Annotated in this window: 10 protein-coding genes and 1 tRNA gene; 2 read left to right on the top strand and 9 right to left on the bottom strand. The window is 43.4% G+C overall.

Annotation, left to right across the window (positions count from 1 at the left end):
* Nucleotides 1-266: 266 nt before the first annotated feature.
* From FHW88_RS14655 to FHW88_RS14635, 5 genes are all read right to left on the bottom strand, one after another.
* Nucleotides 267-782 (bottom strand): glutathione peroxidase, encoded by a 516-nt coding sequence (locus FHW88_RS14655; RefSeq protein WP_091174940.1) that lies wholly within the window; start codon nucleotides 780-782, stop codon nucleotides 267-269.
* A 42-nt stretch (nucleotides 783-824) separates the two neighbouring features.
* The gene (ybeY, locus tag FHW88_RS14650) at nucleotides 825-1,250 is read right to left on the bottom strand and encodes an rRNA maturation RNase YbeY (protein WP_176626352.1); all 426 of its coding nucleotides are present in this window, start codon (nucleotides 1,248-1,250) and stop codon (nucleotides 825-827) included.
* On the bottom strand, nucleotides 1,250-1,672 hold the full coding sequence (locus FHW88_RS14645; RefSeq protein ID WP_091174936.1) for an ATP-binding protein: 423 nt from the start codon (nucleotides 1,670-1,672) through the stop codon (nucleotides 1,250-1,252). The genes ybeY and FHW88_RS14645 overlap by 1 nt, the downstream gene beginning before the upstream one ends.
* A 1-nt stretch (nucleotide 1,673) precedes the next feature.
* Nucleotides 1,674-5,003 (bottom strand): DUF4175 family protein, encoded by a 3,330-nt coding sequence (locus FHW88_RS14640; protein WP_176626350.1) that lies wholly within the window; start codon nucleotides 5,001-5,003, stop codon nucleotides 1,674-1,676.
* 201 nt (nucleotides 5,004-5,204) lie between these two features.
* Nucleotides 5,205-5,642 carry a hypothetical protein gene (locus tag FHW88_RS14635; protein ID WP_176626348.1) on the bottom strand — a complete coding sequence of 146 codons (438 nt, stop codon included), beginning with the start codon at nucleotides 5,640-5,642 and terminating at the stop codon, nucleotides 5,205-5,207.
* A 442-nt stretch (nucleotides 5,643-6,084) separates the two neighbouring features.
* On the opposite strand from FHW88_RS14635, the gene FHW88_RS14630 reads away from it, so the two are divergent.
* Both FHW88_RS14630 and FHW88_RS14625 read left to right on the top strand, forming a co-directional pair.
* Entirely contained in the window at nucleotides 6,085-6,798 is a 714-nt protein-coding gene (locus tag FHW88_RS14630) for a hypothetical protein (RefSeq protein WP_176626346.1), read from the top strand.
* Nucleotides 6,799-7,486: 688 nt separating this feature from the next.
* Nucleotides 7,487-7,560, top strand: a tRNA-Pro gene (locus FHW88_RS14625).
* A 290-nt stretch (nucleotides 7,561-7,850) separates the two neighbouring features.
* Here FHW88_RS14625 and FHW88_RS14620 read toward each other — a convergent pair.
* Genes FHW88_RS14620 through FHW88_RS14605 form a run of 4 tightly spaced genes read right to left on the bottom strand, consistent with a single transcriptional unit; the run spans nucleotide 7,851 to nucleotide 16,943 of the window.
* Nucleotides 7,851-8,519, bottom strand: coding sequence for an Imm52 family immunity protein (locus tag FHW88_RS14620; RefSeq protein ID WP_176626343.1), 669 nt, complete (start codon nucleotides 8,517-8,519; stop codon nucleotides 7,851-7,853).
* Nucleotide 8,520: 1 nt separating this feature from the next.
* Nucleotides 8,521-12,384 (bottom strand): DUF6443 domain-containing protein, encoded by a 3,864-nt coding sequence (locus FHW88_RS14615; protein WP_176626341.1) that lies wholly within the window; start codon nucleotides 12,382-12,384, stop codon nucleotides 8,521-8,523.
* 32 nt (nucleotides 12,385-12,416) lie between these two features.
* Nucleotides 12,417-13,235, bottom strand: coding sequence for a hypothetical protein (locus FHW88_RS14610; RefSeq protein ID WP_176626339.1), 819 nt, complete (start codon nucleotides 13,233-13,235; stop codon nucleotides 12,417-12,419).
* An 18-nt stretch (nucleotides 13,236-13,253) separates the two neighbouring features.
* Nucleotides 13,254-16,943 (bottom strand): hypothetical protein, encoded by a 3,690-nt coding sequence (locus FHW88_RS14605; protein ID WP_218117199.1) that lies wholly within the window; start codon nucleotides 16,941-16,943, stop codon nucleotides 13,254-13,256.
* Between the last annotated feature and the right edge of the window lie 696 nt (nucleotides 16,944-17,639).

Genomic DNA, 17,639 nt, shown 5'->3' with positions numbered 1-17,639 from the left:
GAAACTAAAAGGCCTTGTTAAAATTAACTTCCCTGTTAGTGATCTTTAAAGCCTAAACCTTATCATTACCATAATTCATTGCCGCCCGGCTTCGCGAGTACTTGTTATTCACCTTTGCACAATTATAATCACCAGCCTAAAGGATCAATCCCGCTTTAACAGTAAAGGGACAAACAACCAATTGGTCAATTGCCCCTTTATTTTGTTCAAACCTATCCTGCGCAACCGGAACTATCGCCGGCAGCCTGTGCCTTAAAGGCAAATTCTTAGTTCAGATATTTGGTGATATCCTCAGATAGTGGGGTAGTTTGCGACCTGAAACGGTGGATCAGTTTACCGTTTTCGTCTATGAGGAATTTTTCGAAATTCCATTTGATGTCTCCGGTAAAATCAGGGTTTGGAGCGGTTGTTAAGTATTGAAACAACGGATCGATATCCAAACCTAAAACGCTTACTTTACCGCTCATCGGGAATTTTACGTTAAAGTTTTCTTTGCAAAAGGTTTTAATGTCCTGGTTAGTGCCCGGCTCCTGGCCGCCAAAGTTATTGGCCGGGAAACCTACTACTACCAGTTTGCCTTTGTATTGTTCAGATAGTTTTTCCAGGTCGGCGTATTGCTTGGTGAAGCCGCATTTTGAAGCTGTATTTACGATCAATACTTTTTTGCCTTTGTATTTAGCCAGGCTAAAATCTTTGCCATCAATAGTTTTCAGTTTAAAATCATATACCGAAGAAGGCGCGGTGGCAAATAATAAGGCGATGATGAGTGCCAGTGTTTTCATGGTTTTTACAATTGATTTTTATAATCCACTATAAAAGTAAGGCTAAAAATTTCTTTTAGCTAAGTACTCATCTTCTTTTTGTGTCATTTTTTGTTTTGTAACAACACTTTTATCCGTATAGCCCAACAAGTGCAACGCGCCGTGAATAATAACACGGTGCAACTCATTGGTTTCGCCTGTTTTAAATTTGGCGCCATTTTCACGGATGCGGTCTATCGAAATAAAGATATCGCCAACTATCTCCCCCTCCACTTCCGAATTATCAAAAGTAACGATATCGGTATAGGTATCATGATCAAGGTATTGCTGGTTTATTTGCAGCAGGTAGGCGTCTGAGCAAAAAATGTAATTAAGCTCCCTCAGCTTAAAGCCCTCGGCAATTACCGTCTCTTTTATCCACTGCCTTAATTGTGCTTTTTGTTTCGGTTTAAAAGTAGTGTCTTCTTCAAAAAAATTTATCGCGGGCATCAGATCTTAAAGTGAAGTTCAATTTCATTACCCGATGCGTTAAAGATGCACTGATCGGCAAGGTGTTTAATGATAAACACGCCGCGGCCAGTGAGGTTCTCGAGGTTTTCGGGAGCTGTAGGATCAGCAAGGTTATTATAGTCAAATCCCGGGCCTTCATCTGTAACAGTCCAGATGATACGCTTCGGCTCGACTTCGGCATTAACAATCACTTTTTTTGTTTCGTCCTGTTTGTTGCCATGCATGATGGCATTTATAACCGCTTCATTGAGGCAGGTCATCATGTTGGCGAAGGTATCTTCTTCCACATGATATTTATCAGCAATTTCTTCTATCAGCTGCTCAAGCAACGTTATGCTCTCCGGTTTTGACGGCAGCTGCAACGTATATAGCTCGCTGGTTTGAACATTTGCCTCTTCCATATTATTTGGCATTAAGTTGATCAAAGTAAGATTTTATTTTTTGTTTATAATACAAATTAAGTGCCGGAGATACCGTTCTGATCTGCTCCGTCTGCTTTGCTTTTTGTTGTTGGTACCCCTGCAGTGCCTTTATGTATCCCGGTGGCAAATCCTTACCCGCATTGCTTTCCCTTTGCTGATCCTGATCTCTTTGCTGCTCGGCCTTTTCGGCCTCTAATAACCGGGTTTGTATTTGCTGCTGCCTTTTTAGCGCGTCATCTGTAATCTTCCTGTTTACGAGATCACGTTCGGTTTGTTCCATTTCTTTCGAAATTTTATCCAAATTGCCCAATCCCCCTGTTCCATCTTTATTTTCATCCCTGTCAATTTGTTGCAAAGCCTGCCGTATCATCTGCTGTTGACGTGCCATTTTAGCAAACTGCTCGCTCATATTACCGCTATTGCCCTGTTGCCCTTTACCCTGATTGCCTTGTTGCTGCATCTGTTCGCGGGCCTTTTGCATATTTTGATTAAGCTGCTGCTGCATTTTTGCCAGTTGCGATATGGACTGCTGTTTGCCCTTGCCTCCTTTACCACCCTTGTTCATCATTTTCTGCATTTGCTCAAGCGCTTCACTTAGCATCAGGGCAAGGTTGTTCATGGATGTCATGGCGTATTGCTGGTTACGGTTCGCTTCCAACGTACGTCTGTCGCCTAAAAACTCCAGGGCCTGGTCGATATGGTCGTTAATGCTTGCAATCTCCTTGTTTACTGCCGATTGGATCTGCGGCACTCTCCTGCTAATTGCATATAGGCTGTCTTCAGCTGTTTTCAGGTTGTCTTTGATGTCCTTTTGGCTTTGCGATAAAGTAACATATGACGGATCTGTAAGATTGGTGTTTTTAAGCGTTTGCATCAGCTTTTCCTGGTTAAACGAACTATTAACCAAACTCTTTAACAATTCCCTTAGCTGCTGGGCATCAACAGCATTCTCTTTTGATTCGCCTTCCTCGCTATCCTTTTGCATTTTTGCGGCAAGCTCCTTCATTTGCTTTGCTGCCTGCTGCTGCGATTTTGATGCCTTTGAATTATCCTTTTTTTGCAGATCGCCGGCGCTTTGATCCATCTGCTGCTCAATATCTTTGGTTTCTTTTTCAGGGTTTTGATAATCGGATTTACGTTCGGACTGCTCATTGACCTTCTGCAACTCATCGAAGCCTTTCTTCACATCCTGAAAATCCCGCTTCAGCTTATCCTGTTGCTGTTGCAGATTCTTCTGGTCGGCACCGGGCTGTTTGGTTTGATCAGATAGTTTTTGCTGCTCATCGGCTATCTTATTCAGCTGATCGAGGTTTTGATTGAGCTTTTGTTCAAACTCCAGTTTTTTGTACAATTCCAGCACCCGATCGAGCTCTTTTTTTAACGATTTATTATCCATCTGCATTTTGGATAACTCATCGCGGGTTGCATCTTTCTGCTGTTCATTTAACATTTGCTGCAGGTTTTGAAGCAGCTCCTTTGTTTTTTGATCAAGTACGTTATTAAACAGGTCTTCTATCTGTTTTTGCTTAGCCCTGATCTCTTCGGTTTGCTGCTGGTTTTCCTGCCGGTTGTATAAATTCTTTTTATTGTCGGCCTGGATATCTTTCACCATGTCTTCCAGGTCTTTCCTTTTTTGCATCAGGTCTTCCACCTGCTTTTTCTCATCGAAAGAGAGCGTGTTTTTGTTCAGCAGGTTTTGATTTAGCTTTTGCGCGTCGCGCTCAACCTGCCCGGCCAGTTTAATAGCCGATTGCATTTTTTCTTTTATGGCCTTTGATCCGGCATTTAACTGCTGGTTAATCTCCTTGCTGTCAGGGACATTTAGTGTATGTTTTGCTGTACGGGCTGTTTTATGCCCGGAGACGCCATCGTTATCGGCAACCTCAAAAAAGTAACTTACATGATCGCCGGGAGTAATGCCCATGTCCTTGAGGTTCCAGTAGTAAAAAAAGTCGGCCTGTGTTTGGGACAGATCTGCATTAACCTTTTTGGTAAATTCCCTTTCCTTGCTGTTGCCTGTAGCCTCGATGGTATAATGAAACGTGAGCGATGAAAAACCATGATCGTCCTGGATTTTACCGTTAAAGTAAAATGCTTTCATACTTACCGAATCCGGCTTTTCATCAATAGTAATGGATGGCGCTTCGTCAGTAACAACGTTGATGCGATATGTAGCCGAATCACTTTGGTTCACCAGGGCATTAACCGGTAAAAGCTTATAGATCGAATTTTTCAATACCCGTTCACGATGTTCAAACAAATCGGCGCTGCTTTGCACAGCCGGATGGCTTTGTTCATTCATATCGAACATCAACGTACTGGCATATTGGGTATGCAATTGCCAGTTCACAGTCGTGCCGGCAGGAATAGTCAAATCACCGGCATTGAGCAGCCTTTCATTTTTTTTATGGAGGTAGGCCGGATAATTTAGGTCAACGTCAAAGTGTAACAGTGCCGGCTTTTGATTTACCTTGATTTCGTAAACAGCCGAACTAAAGCCATTACCCGAAAACTTAAAGCGGGTATTTTGCTGCAGGTTGCTAAACTGGTAATGAAAACGGCTGATGTTATCCTTATCCAATTTAAACGTATTCTCCCCTGTTTCAACATAAACATCTGCGGGCAGCTTATCGCCTTCCAGTTTAAGGTCGAGCTTTAAATCACTCCCCTGCACAACGGAAAGTGTTTTGTTCAATACAATAAACCTGAACGGAGCAGCAGGAACAAAATATTCGTTATGCCTGATCAATCTTTTAGTACTTTCGGTTAATACAGAAGGCGCAGCTAAAGCAATAATGATAATTACCCCCAGCGGACCAAGCGCCCATTTTAAATATTTGGTGTTTTCTTTAAGGTTGATAGCCGATGGAAAGCTTACCGGTTTAAGCGCCTCTATCTTTTGGTCGATACTGGCCTCGATGAGTGCACGGTGGCTTTCATCTTCGGCAGCAAGTTTTTTTAGCTGCAGGGTATTGAGCAGTTTATCATGAACATCGTTAAAATGCCTGCCAATAATTTCGGCAGCTTCATCATGCGTTAAAGTTTTGCCCAGCTTAAGCCAGGCCAGCAATGATGGCAAAACCAGCCAGCAAACCAGTACAGTATTAAGCAGGATAAAAAAGTAAAAAAGAATGGTACGCAGCAGGATACTGAAATTGCCAAAATACTCGCTCAGGGTAATAACAACGTAGGCAGAGAAAAGGCCGGCACCTAAAAATATCAATCCGCGCAGAAAATTATTGAAATAATACTTCCGGATGAAAGTATTGATTTTGCCAAGCAAAAGTTCATAATTTTCTGTCGAGGCCATACTACATGTGGAAAACGTTAAATAAACACGCCTTATTAAACGCAAAAGCCATGTATTATATATAACACGTGTTGGTTTAAGTTAAAAATTAAAGCAATAATAATAAAATGTTAATTGTTTATGACAATTAAAATTGAATCCCCCCCTTTATTGGGAAATACATGGTTTTAAACAATGATAATAGGCAAAATTGGGAATATCTTATTCCCGCTCTTCAACTGTTTCTTCCTCAAAATCTGGAGATTCGAACTTATGCAGCCAAATACCGGCTATCCCCGTAATTGAATATGGAAATATAATTACTGCTATAGAAGATACAGCCGAAACATTTTTCTCAAAAAGTAATTCAAAAAACGGGAGCATAGTAATTATCAATATAGCTATGGTTAAAACCTGCTTTACATAAAACGGCTCTCTCTTTTTTGATAAAGAGTATACGGCCACCCAAAATACAAAGGCGAAAGGAATAGTAAGCAGCAGAACCATATCTGCAAAAATGATATAGTCTTTTTGGATCTCCGCGATAAGGCTTATTTCAGGGTTCTCGATAATAAACCATGACAGCACAAGATGGAGCAATGGTGCTATGATCACCATCAGTAACCAAACTTTTAAACTATATATAAATGACCGGTTCATAATTTATTAAGGAAGTCAACAAGATACAGAGCCGTCAATAAAATAACAATAGTAGCTTTTGCTATAAATGCCCACATATCCGCTCAAAGCGGGATTATAACTACATGATTTTTTTTTATACCATTTTCAGCGTCGATACGTTAACTCATACGCACCGATAGTGAATATTTTTAATGGTTTACAGGTAGAATATAAACTGATTTTTTATATAAAATATTATATCCTGCCCGCCGAATTTTTCTTAGGCACATAACTTAGTCGGCCGTTGGTGTTATAAATAAATTATAAAGGTTTATTACAAAATAGCGGATACAATACGCCATTGGTTTTTTTAATCATAGATTAATCATTGCTGTGTAAATTAGCGCAGAATAGGTGTTTTCACGGATTGTTAAGCGTATAGTTAATTATTACCTTGCATTAATTTAGCCACAGCCCTATCATGACCACTCCGATCCAACTCGATAAATCCATATTTGACTACTTTAGTGTAGGTGGCGTTTGGCAAAATATTTTATTTTATGCCGCAATATTTTGCCTTTTATATATTAACATTTTGTTAACCCGTCGAAAGAAAAGTTATAAGCTGCAGCCAGTTGGGGACTTACCTGACGAAAAAGACGAGTCTGCGCTGACGACGGCAGATAGCGCCGGGCTCAAAACAAACGCCGCTTTAAATAATGAAATAGCTACGCTAAGAAACGAGCTTTTGGCTCTGGGCGAAAAATTGGAGCTTTCGTACATGAAATCGGAAAGACTTAATGGCCAGTTATCAGAAATATTGGATAGTGTTGAATTAACAATGGTCTACGATCATACCCTTTGGGATTGGTCGCTGGATTTCAGCAGCAAAGAGATTACGCTTTCCGAATATGGTTTAAAGCTCTTCGGCTTTCCGGAAAATACAAAGCCCGTTTTAAATGAGGCCATCCATATTGTTGATCCCCGGCACCAGGCCGCATTTATGGATGCTGTTGAAAAATCATTTAACACCGGTGCCGACTTTTCAATAACCTGTCTTGTTCATCCATTAAACGGCAGCCAGTCGAAAGAAATAAAGGCAGCAGGCAGGGTTTATTATAACGAGTACGGAACACCCCTAAAACTATCCGGGAAATTTTCAATTACCCATACCGAGCCACTGATGATGAGGTGATTCGGCTTTACCGGCCCCATTTCCGGGCGGATCTGCAAGTGTTCAATTTTTAAAAATGTGAACACTTGCTTTTCTTTTGCAAAAGAATGCAATTGATTATCAACAACTTACATTTTGGCTAAAATGCTTTAAAAGCCGACTTGAACAAACAAGCGCTGATAATCAACGAGTTGCAAATTTTCATTTTAAAACATTGAACACCCGGTTTTTAAAAATTGAACACTGACAAGATCCTGTCAGTTTATTGGGAGGGATTAGCCCGTTAAGTAATCGCCCGGGCAGGGGTTTAAAGTTCATTTTATAACGATATAGCTGTTTTGGAAACAACAGCTCTGGTTAAGGCATACGTTGGGGAGTTGCAATGTTTGTACCGTTAAATAGCAAACTAACTTATTACATTTGAGAATCAATTATAAACCAATATGTCACGTACTCGAATGGCAGGGCTACTTATCTTTCTTTTAGGGATAGGGATGTTAATCTGTGGCGCTGGCATGTTCACCTATCAGGGAGAGGCCTTGACCCCACTCGTTTCTAAACTTGGAGAGTTTTCATTTATATATTGGGTTCCGACTGTAATCATAGGTATCGCTCTGTTCATTGCAGGCAGAAAGAGCAAATAGGCTTCATTTACATTTTGAAATATCCCTGCAACAATTATATTTGCAGCCCGGCCATACATTTATTTCGGGATGTAGCGTAGCCCGGTATCGCGCCAGCATGGGGTGCTGGAGGTCGTGGGTTCGAATCCCGCCATCCCGACTTGAACACAAGCATTAAAGAGCATATTTGAGCAGTTTTTTACTGATTGGATATGCTCTTTTTTGATTGTTGACCTTCTTATAGACCTTGATATTAGTATTACTGCCATAACAGATTGTGTAAACGGGCAGGATGCTTGCTGTGTTTTAGGTCGAAGTTATGCTTTCGCTAAACTTCGACCAGTGAGGGACACCAGTGAGGGACACCAAAACCCAAAAGACATACGCCCATACATGAAAAAAGCCCCGGTTAAGGGGCTTTGTCCACATTATCTCATTGAATGACACCTATTATTTAAGTGCGGCAAGACTGTTCATCAAATCGTAATTATAGACAACATCAGAATTTAAATAAAATAGATATCCATCTATAAAGTTGACTTGGGTTATAATATCAGATTTCAATTTTATCTTGCTTTTTAACCCTTTTCTATAAGTTACCCAACCAATATCATTTCCGACATCTAATGCATTCGACAACTCCTTTGAATTTAGAACTACTACATCTGGTTGCCAATTTTCAATCAGAACCTTCATGATTTGTTTTACTTTGGCTAAAGTAAGTAGTCTATCCCTTGCAGGTCCCTCTGCGGGCATTTCAATTAGACAGACATTACTCAATCTCTCAGAACTCTTACCAACTCCAAAAGATACGTTACTCGCTTCTCCATCTTTATGTCCTGTCCAAAGTGATAATCTATAGCCTATTTTACTATAGCCATTTTGGTCCAAATCGTTCTTTTTTAATCCTCCCTGGTATAATTTCTTTATATATTCAGGAGAGAGGGAAACTCTACACTCTAATGCTTGCTTCCGGCTCATTCCCAGCTCATATAAGTTCAGGAAATGTTCGTCAATTTCACATAGTCTTTTTAGGGTTTGAACCGTTGGATCAATTACACTATCAAGCAATTGTTTTCTATCTTTCCAATATGCCCCTATATAGAATGTATCAATCATATTATTTAGCTGGTGTATATTTTAAAATAATTCCTGTAATATCATTTTGTTTAAACAGCGCCTTAGTAGCATCTAAGGTTTTTTGACTTGAGAAATTCCATTCAATAAGAGCTCCATCTGCTGCAGCAACCTGACGTTCAGCTTGATCAACTAAAGCATCACGACCTTTAAACCAGCTTTGAAACTTCCCATCCTTTCCAACAAATCCATCATAAGAACTTTTAGCTTCAAGTAAAGTTCCATTATTTACTCCGTCGAATTTAACTCCATTTACCTCAAATGCATTACCTGCTGGCACGCCGGTTATTTGTTCTTGGTAAGCCTTTGCGGCATTTGACCATCCGGTTGTGCTTTCAGAAACCCATGAACCCGTTACAGATGCCTCAGGAGCCAGAACTGGCCCTTTCCCAGCAAAAGCATCCCCAACCATTCCAAACACCTTACCACCGGCATAAGCAAGAGTCAAATTGACGGCCAGCTCTTTTTGGTTTTTTGAACCTTCCCTTTGTAACTCGTTGTATTCCTTTGAACCTCGCTTCAAATGCCCGCCGCGTTCATTGTCTGATACCCAGTTCATGAGACCAATGGGGATGGCCAATGCTGATTTAACAACGGCTTTAAGAACTTTAAGATTTAAAATGGCACATTCTGGACATGGCCCCATTCCATCCGGATCAGTCAGCTTTATGGGATTATCCTCCACATAATTATAAGGCGACCACCTACGATACTTTTCCGACAACGGATCAACGGTCGTCCACCTTCCTATTACAGGGTCATAAAACCGCGCGCCATAATCGTACAGCCCGGTCTCTTCCTGCAACTCCTTATGGTTATAAAGGTACTCATTTTTTGGAGATATAGTTTGCTGTGTCGATTGTATCCCATACCCGAAAGCATAGTAATCATTCTCCTGCAATAGTTTCGCTGTTTGTTGCGTGGCATCGTTCGGATCAGGTGTCAAAGTTACCCTGGTATTGCCCAAATGGTCTTTCAGGTCGTACTCGTAAACGTAGGTTGCGCCGCTTTTTCTTGCCCGACCTTCCTCGGTCTGGATAAACGCGACGGTATTTGTACTGTTGTCATACTCGATACCATTCTCGTATTCCGTAGTTGTGGTGTTGCCCCCCGCTACCAGTATTTTCCTCAGCTTATTACCCGTTGCGCTGTAAACATACGTTACCGTACTGCCGTCACTTTTAGTGATCGTTTGCGGCAGGTTCAGCATATTGTAACTAATGCTGCTGATGCCCTTGTTCTGGTCTTGCAGTTCGTTACCATTGCCGTCATAGGCGTATTCATGGGTCGCCTGTACGGCATCTTTGAAACCCGCGTTCCCTGTATAACCTGTTGCCCCGTCATCGATCCGGTCTACCTGGTTAGTATTGACTAAATAGGTATAGCTCAGGCTGTCGATCCGGGTCCGCACCGGACTGGTCGTGGTTCCGGTATTATCATACCTCCCCAGGTTGGTAATATTACCCATATTGTCATAGGCCACGTTCTCTCCGTACAGGTTGTCCTTTGGATTACTTGTGTTCGTTGTTGATACTGCTGAAAGCAGCCTGTTCAGGTTATCATACCCGTAATCATAGGTTTGTTTTACCGGCGTTACCGTTGTTCCGCCGATGACAATAGGCGCCGACTTCCATGCCACCGTGGCTATATTGCCGCCGTATTGTTTGGCTGCCGTGGTTGCACCGTCATAGCTCAGCTCTTCGCCAAACTTATCGTTACTGTCATTGTTGGTCAGCCCGCCGTCGCTGTTCAGGTTCGCGTTGTTGATGCTGCTCAGCCAGCCCCTCGGGTTGTACCGGTAATCGATGGTCTGCAGGTAGCTCGTCCCGCTGTTTTTGGAATGCAGCCTTTTGGTTTTTAACTGCGCTACCTCGTTATAATCGCTCCTGGTCAATATCACCGAATCCTGCGGCGTTGTACTGCCGCCATCCTGTAACTGGTGAACAGTTCTTAGCTTACGCCCCATGTGGTCATAGGCATAGCTGTTCCGTTCGGTCAGCGTACGTACCCCGGCACTGCCTGCCGCATTTTTCAGGTAATGGTACCGGTATACTTCCGTAGGCTGTTTGGTAAAATTGTATTTGGTCTGGATATCATCATAATTGTACAAACTGAGCGAGGCGTTCCCCCCAACATAATGCTGGCTGAATGTCCGGATCACCTCTCCCTCATTATCATAGTACGGCACGCTCCACAGGTAATCGCCTGTAGTATTCAGTACCAATGTTTTCGAAGCTGTCAGTAGGCCGGTTGTCTGCTTGCTGTACGCGGTGTTGGCCGTTTGGTCATAAGCAGCCGGAAAGCTCGGGATACCCGTATAGCTGTCATAATAGTTTACGCTTAACGTCGTTGTCCATGCTTTGGGCCAGGTGTATGCCGTATAGCCATTACCTGTTGTCACCGGCGTTTCCCATTGCGCGCTGGTGGTGTCCGCTACCGCCTGCAGCACCGCGTGATTGTCTGTTCCCGGTGTGCTTCCGGTATGCTGATAAATACCCGTTAGTACCGCCCTTCCCGTCGCGTCATATTTGGTGATCGTCCACTCCTGGGTAGCTTTCATCCTTTGCACAGAATCCTGCGTCGCTACCGGCTGGTCGAGTTTATTATAAATCATGTATTCCCAGCCTTTCCCCGGGACCTTCTTTTGCACCAGCCTGTTCCTGGCGTCATAACGGTACTGGTAACAGCGGCTATCAAGCGTTGTTTGCGAAATAGCCGTACCTTGCGCGTCCGGATTCGCACCGGGAGGCAATACAAAGCTCAGGTTGCCCAGGTCATCATACACATAATAGGTCGAGAGCTCCTCTGCTGCCGTTCCCTTTATATTATAAGTGCGTTTCAGCACCACATGCCCTTCCTTGTCTTTATACTCCTCCGTGGTATTGAAACAGCCGTCTGAGGATGGCTGCGACTTCCAGTTTTCGTTACGGGTAATGGTGACCGATAACTGGTTAGGCGCATAGGTGGCCGTATTGCTATTTGCCCGCCCCAGCGTCCTGCTTTGATTGCTGTTAATGGATGCCGTATACAGCGCCGCGATCCTGCTCCCGTTATTCCCCGTTACAACCGTACTAAAAGTGCTGGTCTGGTCATTGGTGGTGTATACCATCCGTACCGAATGGCTGTTGCTGCCGGCGTCAGGTGTAGTGCCCAGTTGCCAGGCGGTGCCCGGTGCGCCTTGTTCGATCACCCGGTTTAACGGCGATGGTTCAAAGCCCGTCTGCGCAAATGGGAATGAGGTGTTCGGCACGCCGTTCGTTTGCTGTGTTGCTGATGTGTTGCCTGGGTTATAAAAATTGGTCAGCGCTCCGGTCAGCGCATCGCTCTTGTAGCTGCCGTCTGTTGTCGCAGCGGCATAGGGCAGGTATTTCATTACTTCCTGCCCGTATTGGTCATAAGCAAAAGGTTGGACAATGTCTTTTTTCAATGGCGAACCTTTGATCTGCACGGTTTGCAGCGGCCTGCCCAGCCCGTCTATATACTGCACCGTCTGCATCAGCTCGCAGGTCATTCGGCCCGCAAGCATGGCATTGTTTGTCAAACCTTTGGTCAGTGATACCGAGGTCAGGATATAGTTCTGGTTTGCGCTCAACGATATCGTTTGTGGCACGCAGTCCGGAGCTACTATATAAAACTTCAGGCTGCTCCCCGCCGCTGCCGTAAAACTAAAGTTCGGGTTCAGCGTAATGCCCGTATTGTTGTAATATGACCCTGGAGCTGGCGCCGTTGTCAGCGACACCGGCGGCGCCAGGTAGATCTGCGCCGATGCCCGTATACAAAGCGTAAGCAGCAACAGTAAAAGCAGATAAACCGTCTTGCGGCTTTTGTGATCAGCATTTTTCTTCATGCTTTAAGTATTTAGGTGTAATATAGGCCCGGTTATTTCTTTGCTTGCCTTGAAGCAGGCTTGAGCTGTTGCTTCAACAGATTGATCTGTTCCTGGAGCGAAACCAAAAGCTTGTCTTTTTCCTTATCCTTCTGCTCGTTCTCTATCGCGTACAAGGTCAACTCCTCCACTTTCTTCATCAGTAACTTGTTCATCTCGCTGACATTAAGCCCCTTTTTGGTCATTTCCTGTTCTGAAGGGATTTCCGGTAAATGCTGGTTTTGATCGATATATGCTTCGACCTCCGATAACGGTGCCAAGCGATAATCTTTTTTGAACACATAATCACTCCAGCCATTCAGGTCGATCAGCACGGATTTAGAATGTATGGTGCCATTGACATCCAGTTTGTTTTGCGGGTCCGTTTTACCAATACCTACATTTCCAGAGGCATCAATGGTAAGCCTCCGGATGTTGCCTGTTACCAGGCTAAAAGAAGGGAGATTGGCATATCCGTTACTGCTTTCCAATAGCATTCCGCCCATTTTGTCAGATTCACCTGTGGTGCTTTCGCTTGATAATTTGAAAACAAGGCCGATCTGCCGCTGAACAGCATCTACGTTTACGCCTGGATGGTTCAGAACTACCAGATCAGCAAAGGTTGCCGGTCCGGTCCCTGTTACTACATTGAATTTGGACGTAACAGATGGAAATAAAGCCGCTGAAGCATTGACTACTGTTGGGGTTGTCGCCCCGATAACCACACTGCCCGCATTATTGGTATATATATTGGTGCCGCTGGTTGTCCATTGCGCAAAAAGATAGTTCGAGATAAAAACGAATGAAATCGTGATTAAGGTTAATTTTTTCATGTGATTGGTTCTAATTTGTTATTGTCCCTGGTAATGGTAATCTGTATGTTTAACGATGTTGCCGTCTTTATCCCTGATGTTTTGCAAACGTCCGAGGCCGTCATATTCGTAGTACGAGGCATTGTTCTTCGGATCTATCGAACTGGTCACGCCGATCAGCGGCGAATAAGTATAGGTGGTCATCTGAGCGCCCTTCGGATATAACCTGAGTTCATCAATATTACCTGTACCTGATACGGCAACTGTCGTCTGCCCGGTAACCTGGTGCTCGTAATAGGTCCACCCGTTAATAGTCCCTCCTTTCAGCGGGTAACCGGCTACGGTACCGGCTATGGCTAACGCCGATCCATTGCGGGTCCAGTATGATATTACATAGGTATTAGCTGCGGTCAAGTTGCCTTTGGTGATATTGCCATTAGAAAGATTATAGGACTTATTACCTGAAAATGCTGTGATAACGCTATCCCGCTGGGTTGATGCTACTGCCCAGTGACCTGTTCCCTCCGCCTCGAAAGAGGTATACGCGGCCGATAACGTGTCCGCGTTCTTTACCTGGGCGACCGGCGACATCTGGCGGTAGTCCCAGATAATGCTTACCGGTAACTGCCCCGGCACCGTATACTGCGCGATATTATTTTTATCATCGTAGGCATCGAAATTGATCAACTGGCGGTACCGGCTGTCCTGGTTAATGGTATTCCCGCTTATCGACATCGGTACAAAGTCCGTTATGGGTTTGATCAGGTCAAGCTTATACATCTTGTCCGCAACCACCGTTCCCGATGCCAGCTGACGGTACCTGCTTACAGAAGCCCCTGTTACGTACCCGGTAGATGCTCCTTTATAATACAGGCTGTCACGCTTTTCTATTGTCGTAGCGACCATGTTTCGCCGGATTAACGTATCGAGCATCATGTTCCCGGTGGTGGTTCCCGAAGTGATATAATCCTGGGGATAAGTGACTTTTGACACGTGCAAGTTGCCTTTTTCGTCGGTCATACTGCTACGCGTCAACTGGTAGTGGGCAGGATTATCATAATAGCTTTTGTTGCTGACCGATATGTATTTCGTAGTGTCATTCTGGTCGTACGTAACTTCCCTGACAGAGTCTTGCAATACACGTTCGGATTTAATTATGGGATGAAACAAGGCAATCATTTGAACAGGCACCCCGGCATTACCATTGCAATTTCCAACACCTGTTCCCCCAGAACCTATTGGCCAGGCCAGAAAATACTTCGGGTTAAAATAAACATTACGGTTTGCTGTATGAAAATAACTGTAAGTTTCGTGAACCTTATAGTAGCTGCCGCCGGTATTCCTGTATTCTTTTTTTGATAAAAGTGAACCATTCAGGTGATTTCCCATATTGAGCGTTCCAGGCCTCCGGAAACCATTATAATCAATGACGGAATCGGGAGAATTGAAGAAATTGTAAACGGTTTTCCCGATATCAGCATTGGTTATGGGATCAATAGTTCTTTCGTTGACCTGGGAATACCCTACGATATTGCCCTGTATCACACTGGTTAAACCGGTATTGCTGGTACCCAAAATCACCACACAGGGGCAAACACCCTGATTGATCGTATTAGCAACAAACTCCTTGTGGATATAGGATGGGAATGACATCAGCCTCCCATAGGTATATTGATCAGATCCGGAAGTGTACCCATAATCCCAGATACGTTTTTTTGTTATCGTTACGTTATCCGAATAATCAGTTATGGAGTTGATCCTGATCCCTCCTGCAATCTCCTTGTGGATACCATTGCTCTGATGTACGCGTAGTTTATAGCCCTGATAGGTTACCTGTACATGAATAAGCGAGAAGTCAGTTGTGGGAATACTGGAATCTACGTATGAATTCCAGGTATAGATAGTGCTTGATTGCGTAGGCGCATGAAGGGTTACACTGGTACTGCACGCCGGTCCATCACAACTCAGGTTACTACTGGACAGGTCGACAACGCTCCCGTTCACCGAAAAGTACAGTTTTCCGTAAGTTGCCCTGTCAGCCGGAGGCCAGCCGGAATTGATTTTCGAAACAAAGGCCACATTGACCGTTGCATCTGTACCGGCTATGATGTGGCTAAGGTCAAAAGTCCCGTTTTTTGCGCCATACGTGCTGATCACAAAAACAGTATCAATAGTCACCTGGTCAAATTGCGGATATTCGGTAATGCCAATATTTGATTTATCGTAATCATACTCATTGGGCGCATATTCGAATACCGTTTTGCCACCTGTAGGATAAACCAGCTGTTGCAGCGAAAATAGTTGCATATACTGAGCAGAGGGCGACCGGTCGGCGCCAGTGTAATTTACTGGTAATCCTGTAATTCCGTTGGCTTCGTAGTAAGTATTTGTTGTAGGTATAAGTGTCGTATTGCCCGTAGCCCCATTAAAAAAGCCCCAATGGTCAACACCATAATTATGTTTTCCGGCCAGGGAACTTCCGTCTTCATTATAGGTAAAACTGTATGGTTTGACCGATAAACTGCCGCTTACCTCCTTGACACTATCCAGCCGGAGCCTTGACATCTCTGGTTTATTTGCAGCGTTCGCGTTAAAATAGGAATAATACAAGTCGTTTTCCTTGATCAGTTTCAATCCGGCTTTGCTTTTTGAATAAACTTTAATGTCATTTAACTTGCTACCGCCCGAAAGGTCCGGGCGAATGTTGTCGAAATCAAAAACAATCCTTCCGTTAGTAAAATCAATACTTTGCAATATCGAATTGGTATAAGTTGTGGCGGTGACCGGCGCCGGGTAAAGCCCCTGGTTGCCGCAACCAAAACTATAGCTCAACATTGGTTGCTCTGCTACGGTTACTACGCCATTTGATGCATAATTAAAGGTAATTACATCATTTTCCTGCGTAATTATTTTACTAAGGTGCCAGGTACTTAACTGGTCGGGACTTGAGCTTGACCCGCCATATTCCTTATCATTAAAAAAATACCGGACACCCTTCTCATCTGTAACGATAAATGTATTGGCGGCAGTGAGCTGGATCCTGATATTATCCTGCTTTTCCAGAACCACGGTTTTATCCGGCCGTATGATAAACTTGCCGCTCATCCCCAGGAAATTAAAGCTATAGCTATCCGGCTCCATATCAGAAGGGCTTGTTCCGGAGGTCGCCGTTGAAAAAACATGCGAATAATCCATAACGGTTCCGTTGGTCAGGTACACCAGGTAACTGCAGTTAAAATCAAAAATGTATTTATTGATGTTCAGCATCGGCATTTCCGGATGTTTGGGATCGCCGTTTCCATTAGCCGGTTGATTGTCAGCCAAATCACCTGGAATCAATGGAAGGTTGACAGAACCAAAATACCCACTATAAAAGTCATCTTTATCTCTTACTGTCCGGGAGATCATCCCGCCTGCATTCAGAGCCCAGCCAAGACCTGTCCAACCAGATTCCTCATTAAGCCGGATGCCCCCGGTATGGTAATTTAAACTTATTGGCATATTGAGGCCTTTAGCCTGTATGCTATAGATAGGCACAGATACATCGGCCGTACCGGTGTAAGGACTTGCCGGAACATCGGCAAATTTCATCAAGACTGCCGCGTTGGGCGAAGGTGGCAGTACATTTGGTACATATGGCGGTGGACTTGTTTGCGCAAATAAATTTATAGTAATGAAGAGCGCACAACATAGCAGCGCCAAAACTTTGAACGGTTGCTGTGATAACATCAGGTGTAAAAGTTTAGGAAATGAATGTTATGGATAATTTTCGTGTAAGCGTTTATTGATAGGGTTTATGAATTATTAGGTTTCATTTGTACTTTGGTTTAATTCATAGTAAGGTGTTTTAACGGAGAGTTTCCTCTGTCATATTTTATCGACGCGGCAACCTTTGGCATAAATCCAAATGAATTGATTAGTTAAGTTGGAATGTCTATTTTTTCATTTGTGATAAAGGTTATTGGAATCAGAGCAAGAGCATTGTTGTAATAGGTCGTTATAATGTCTCTAAGATAAACAATGCATATAAAAAATAAATAGGTGTTTTAACGGAAAGATATACAGTATAAACACCGATTCAACAATATAATAAAATGCCAAAGGCCGGTGGGAAACGTCAAGCTATTGAGATGCATATTACATTAGTCTATTTATCGGATTCAGTAACCTTACAGGGACGTTTACGGTTTACCCTCAGCAATAAATATAAGCAGATCGATCATATCAACAATTGTTTTGACAAGCCATTGGTGATCTCCTTACCGCGGGGGTAACTGAATATGGGCGAAAAATTATGGAGCAGTTTAAATAGATTGTGACCGATTATGGCGCTCAGCTAATCGTGAACTTATATTCCTTGATTTTTTTTAACTCCGAATTAATTTTAATAATCTGCAACCCCCATAGAAAACATTTCAATCAGGC

This window comes from Mucilaginibacter sp. SG538B, from assembly GCF_013376065.1.
GTDB classification, from domain to species: Bacteria; Bacteroidota; Bacteroidia; order Sphingobacteriales; family Sphingobacteriaceae; genus Mucilaginibacter; species Mucilaginibacter rubeus.
The sequence above is the reverse complement of the archived record's forward strand: the minus strand, read 5'-3'. Positions and strand labels throughout refer to the sequence as shown.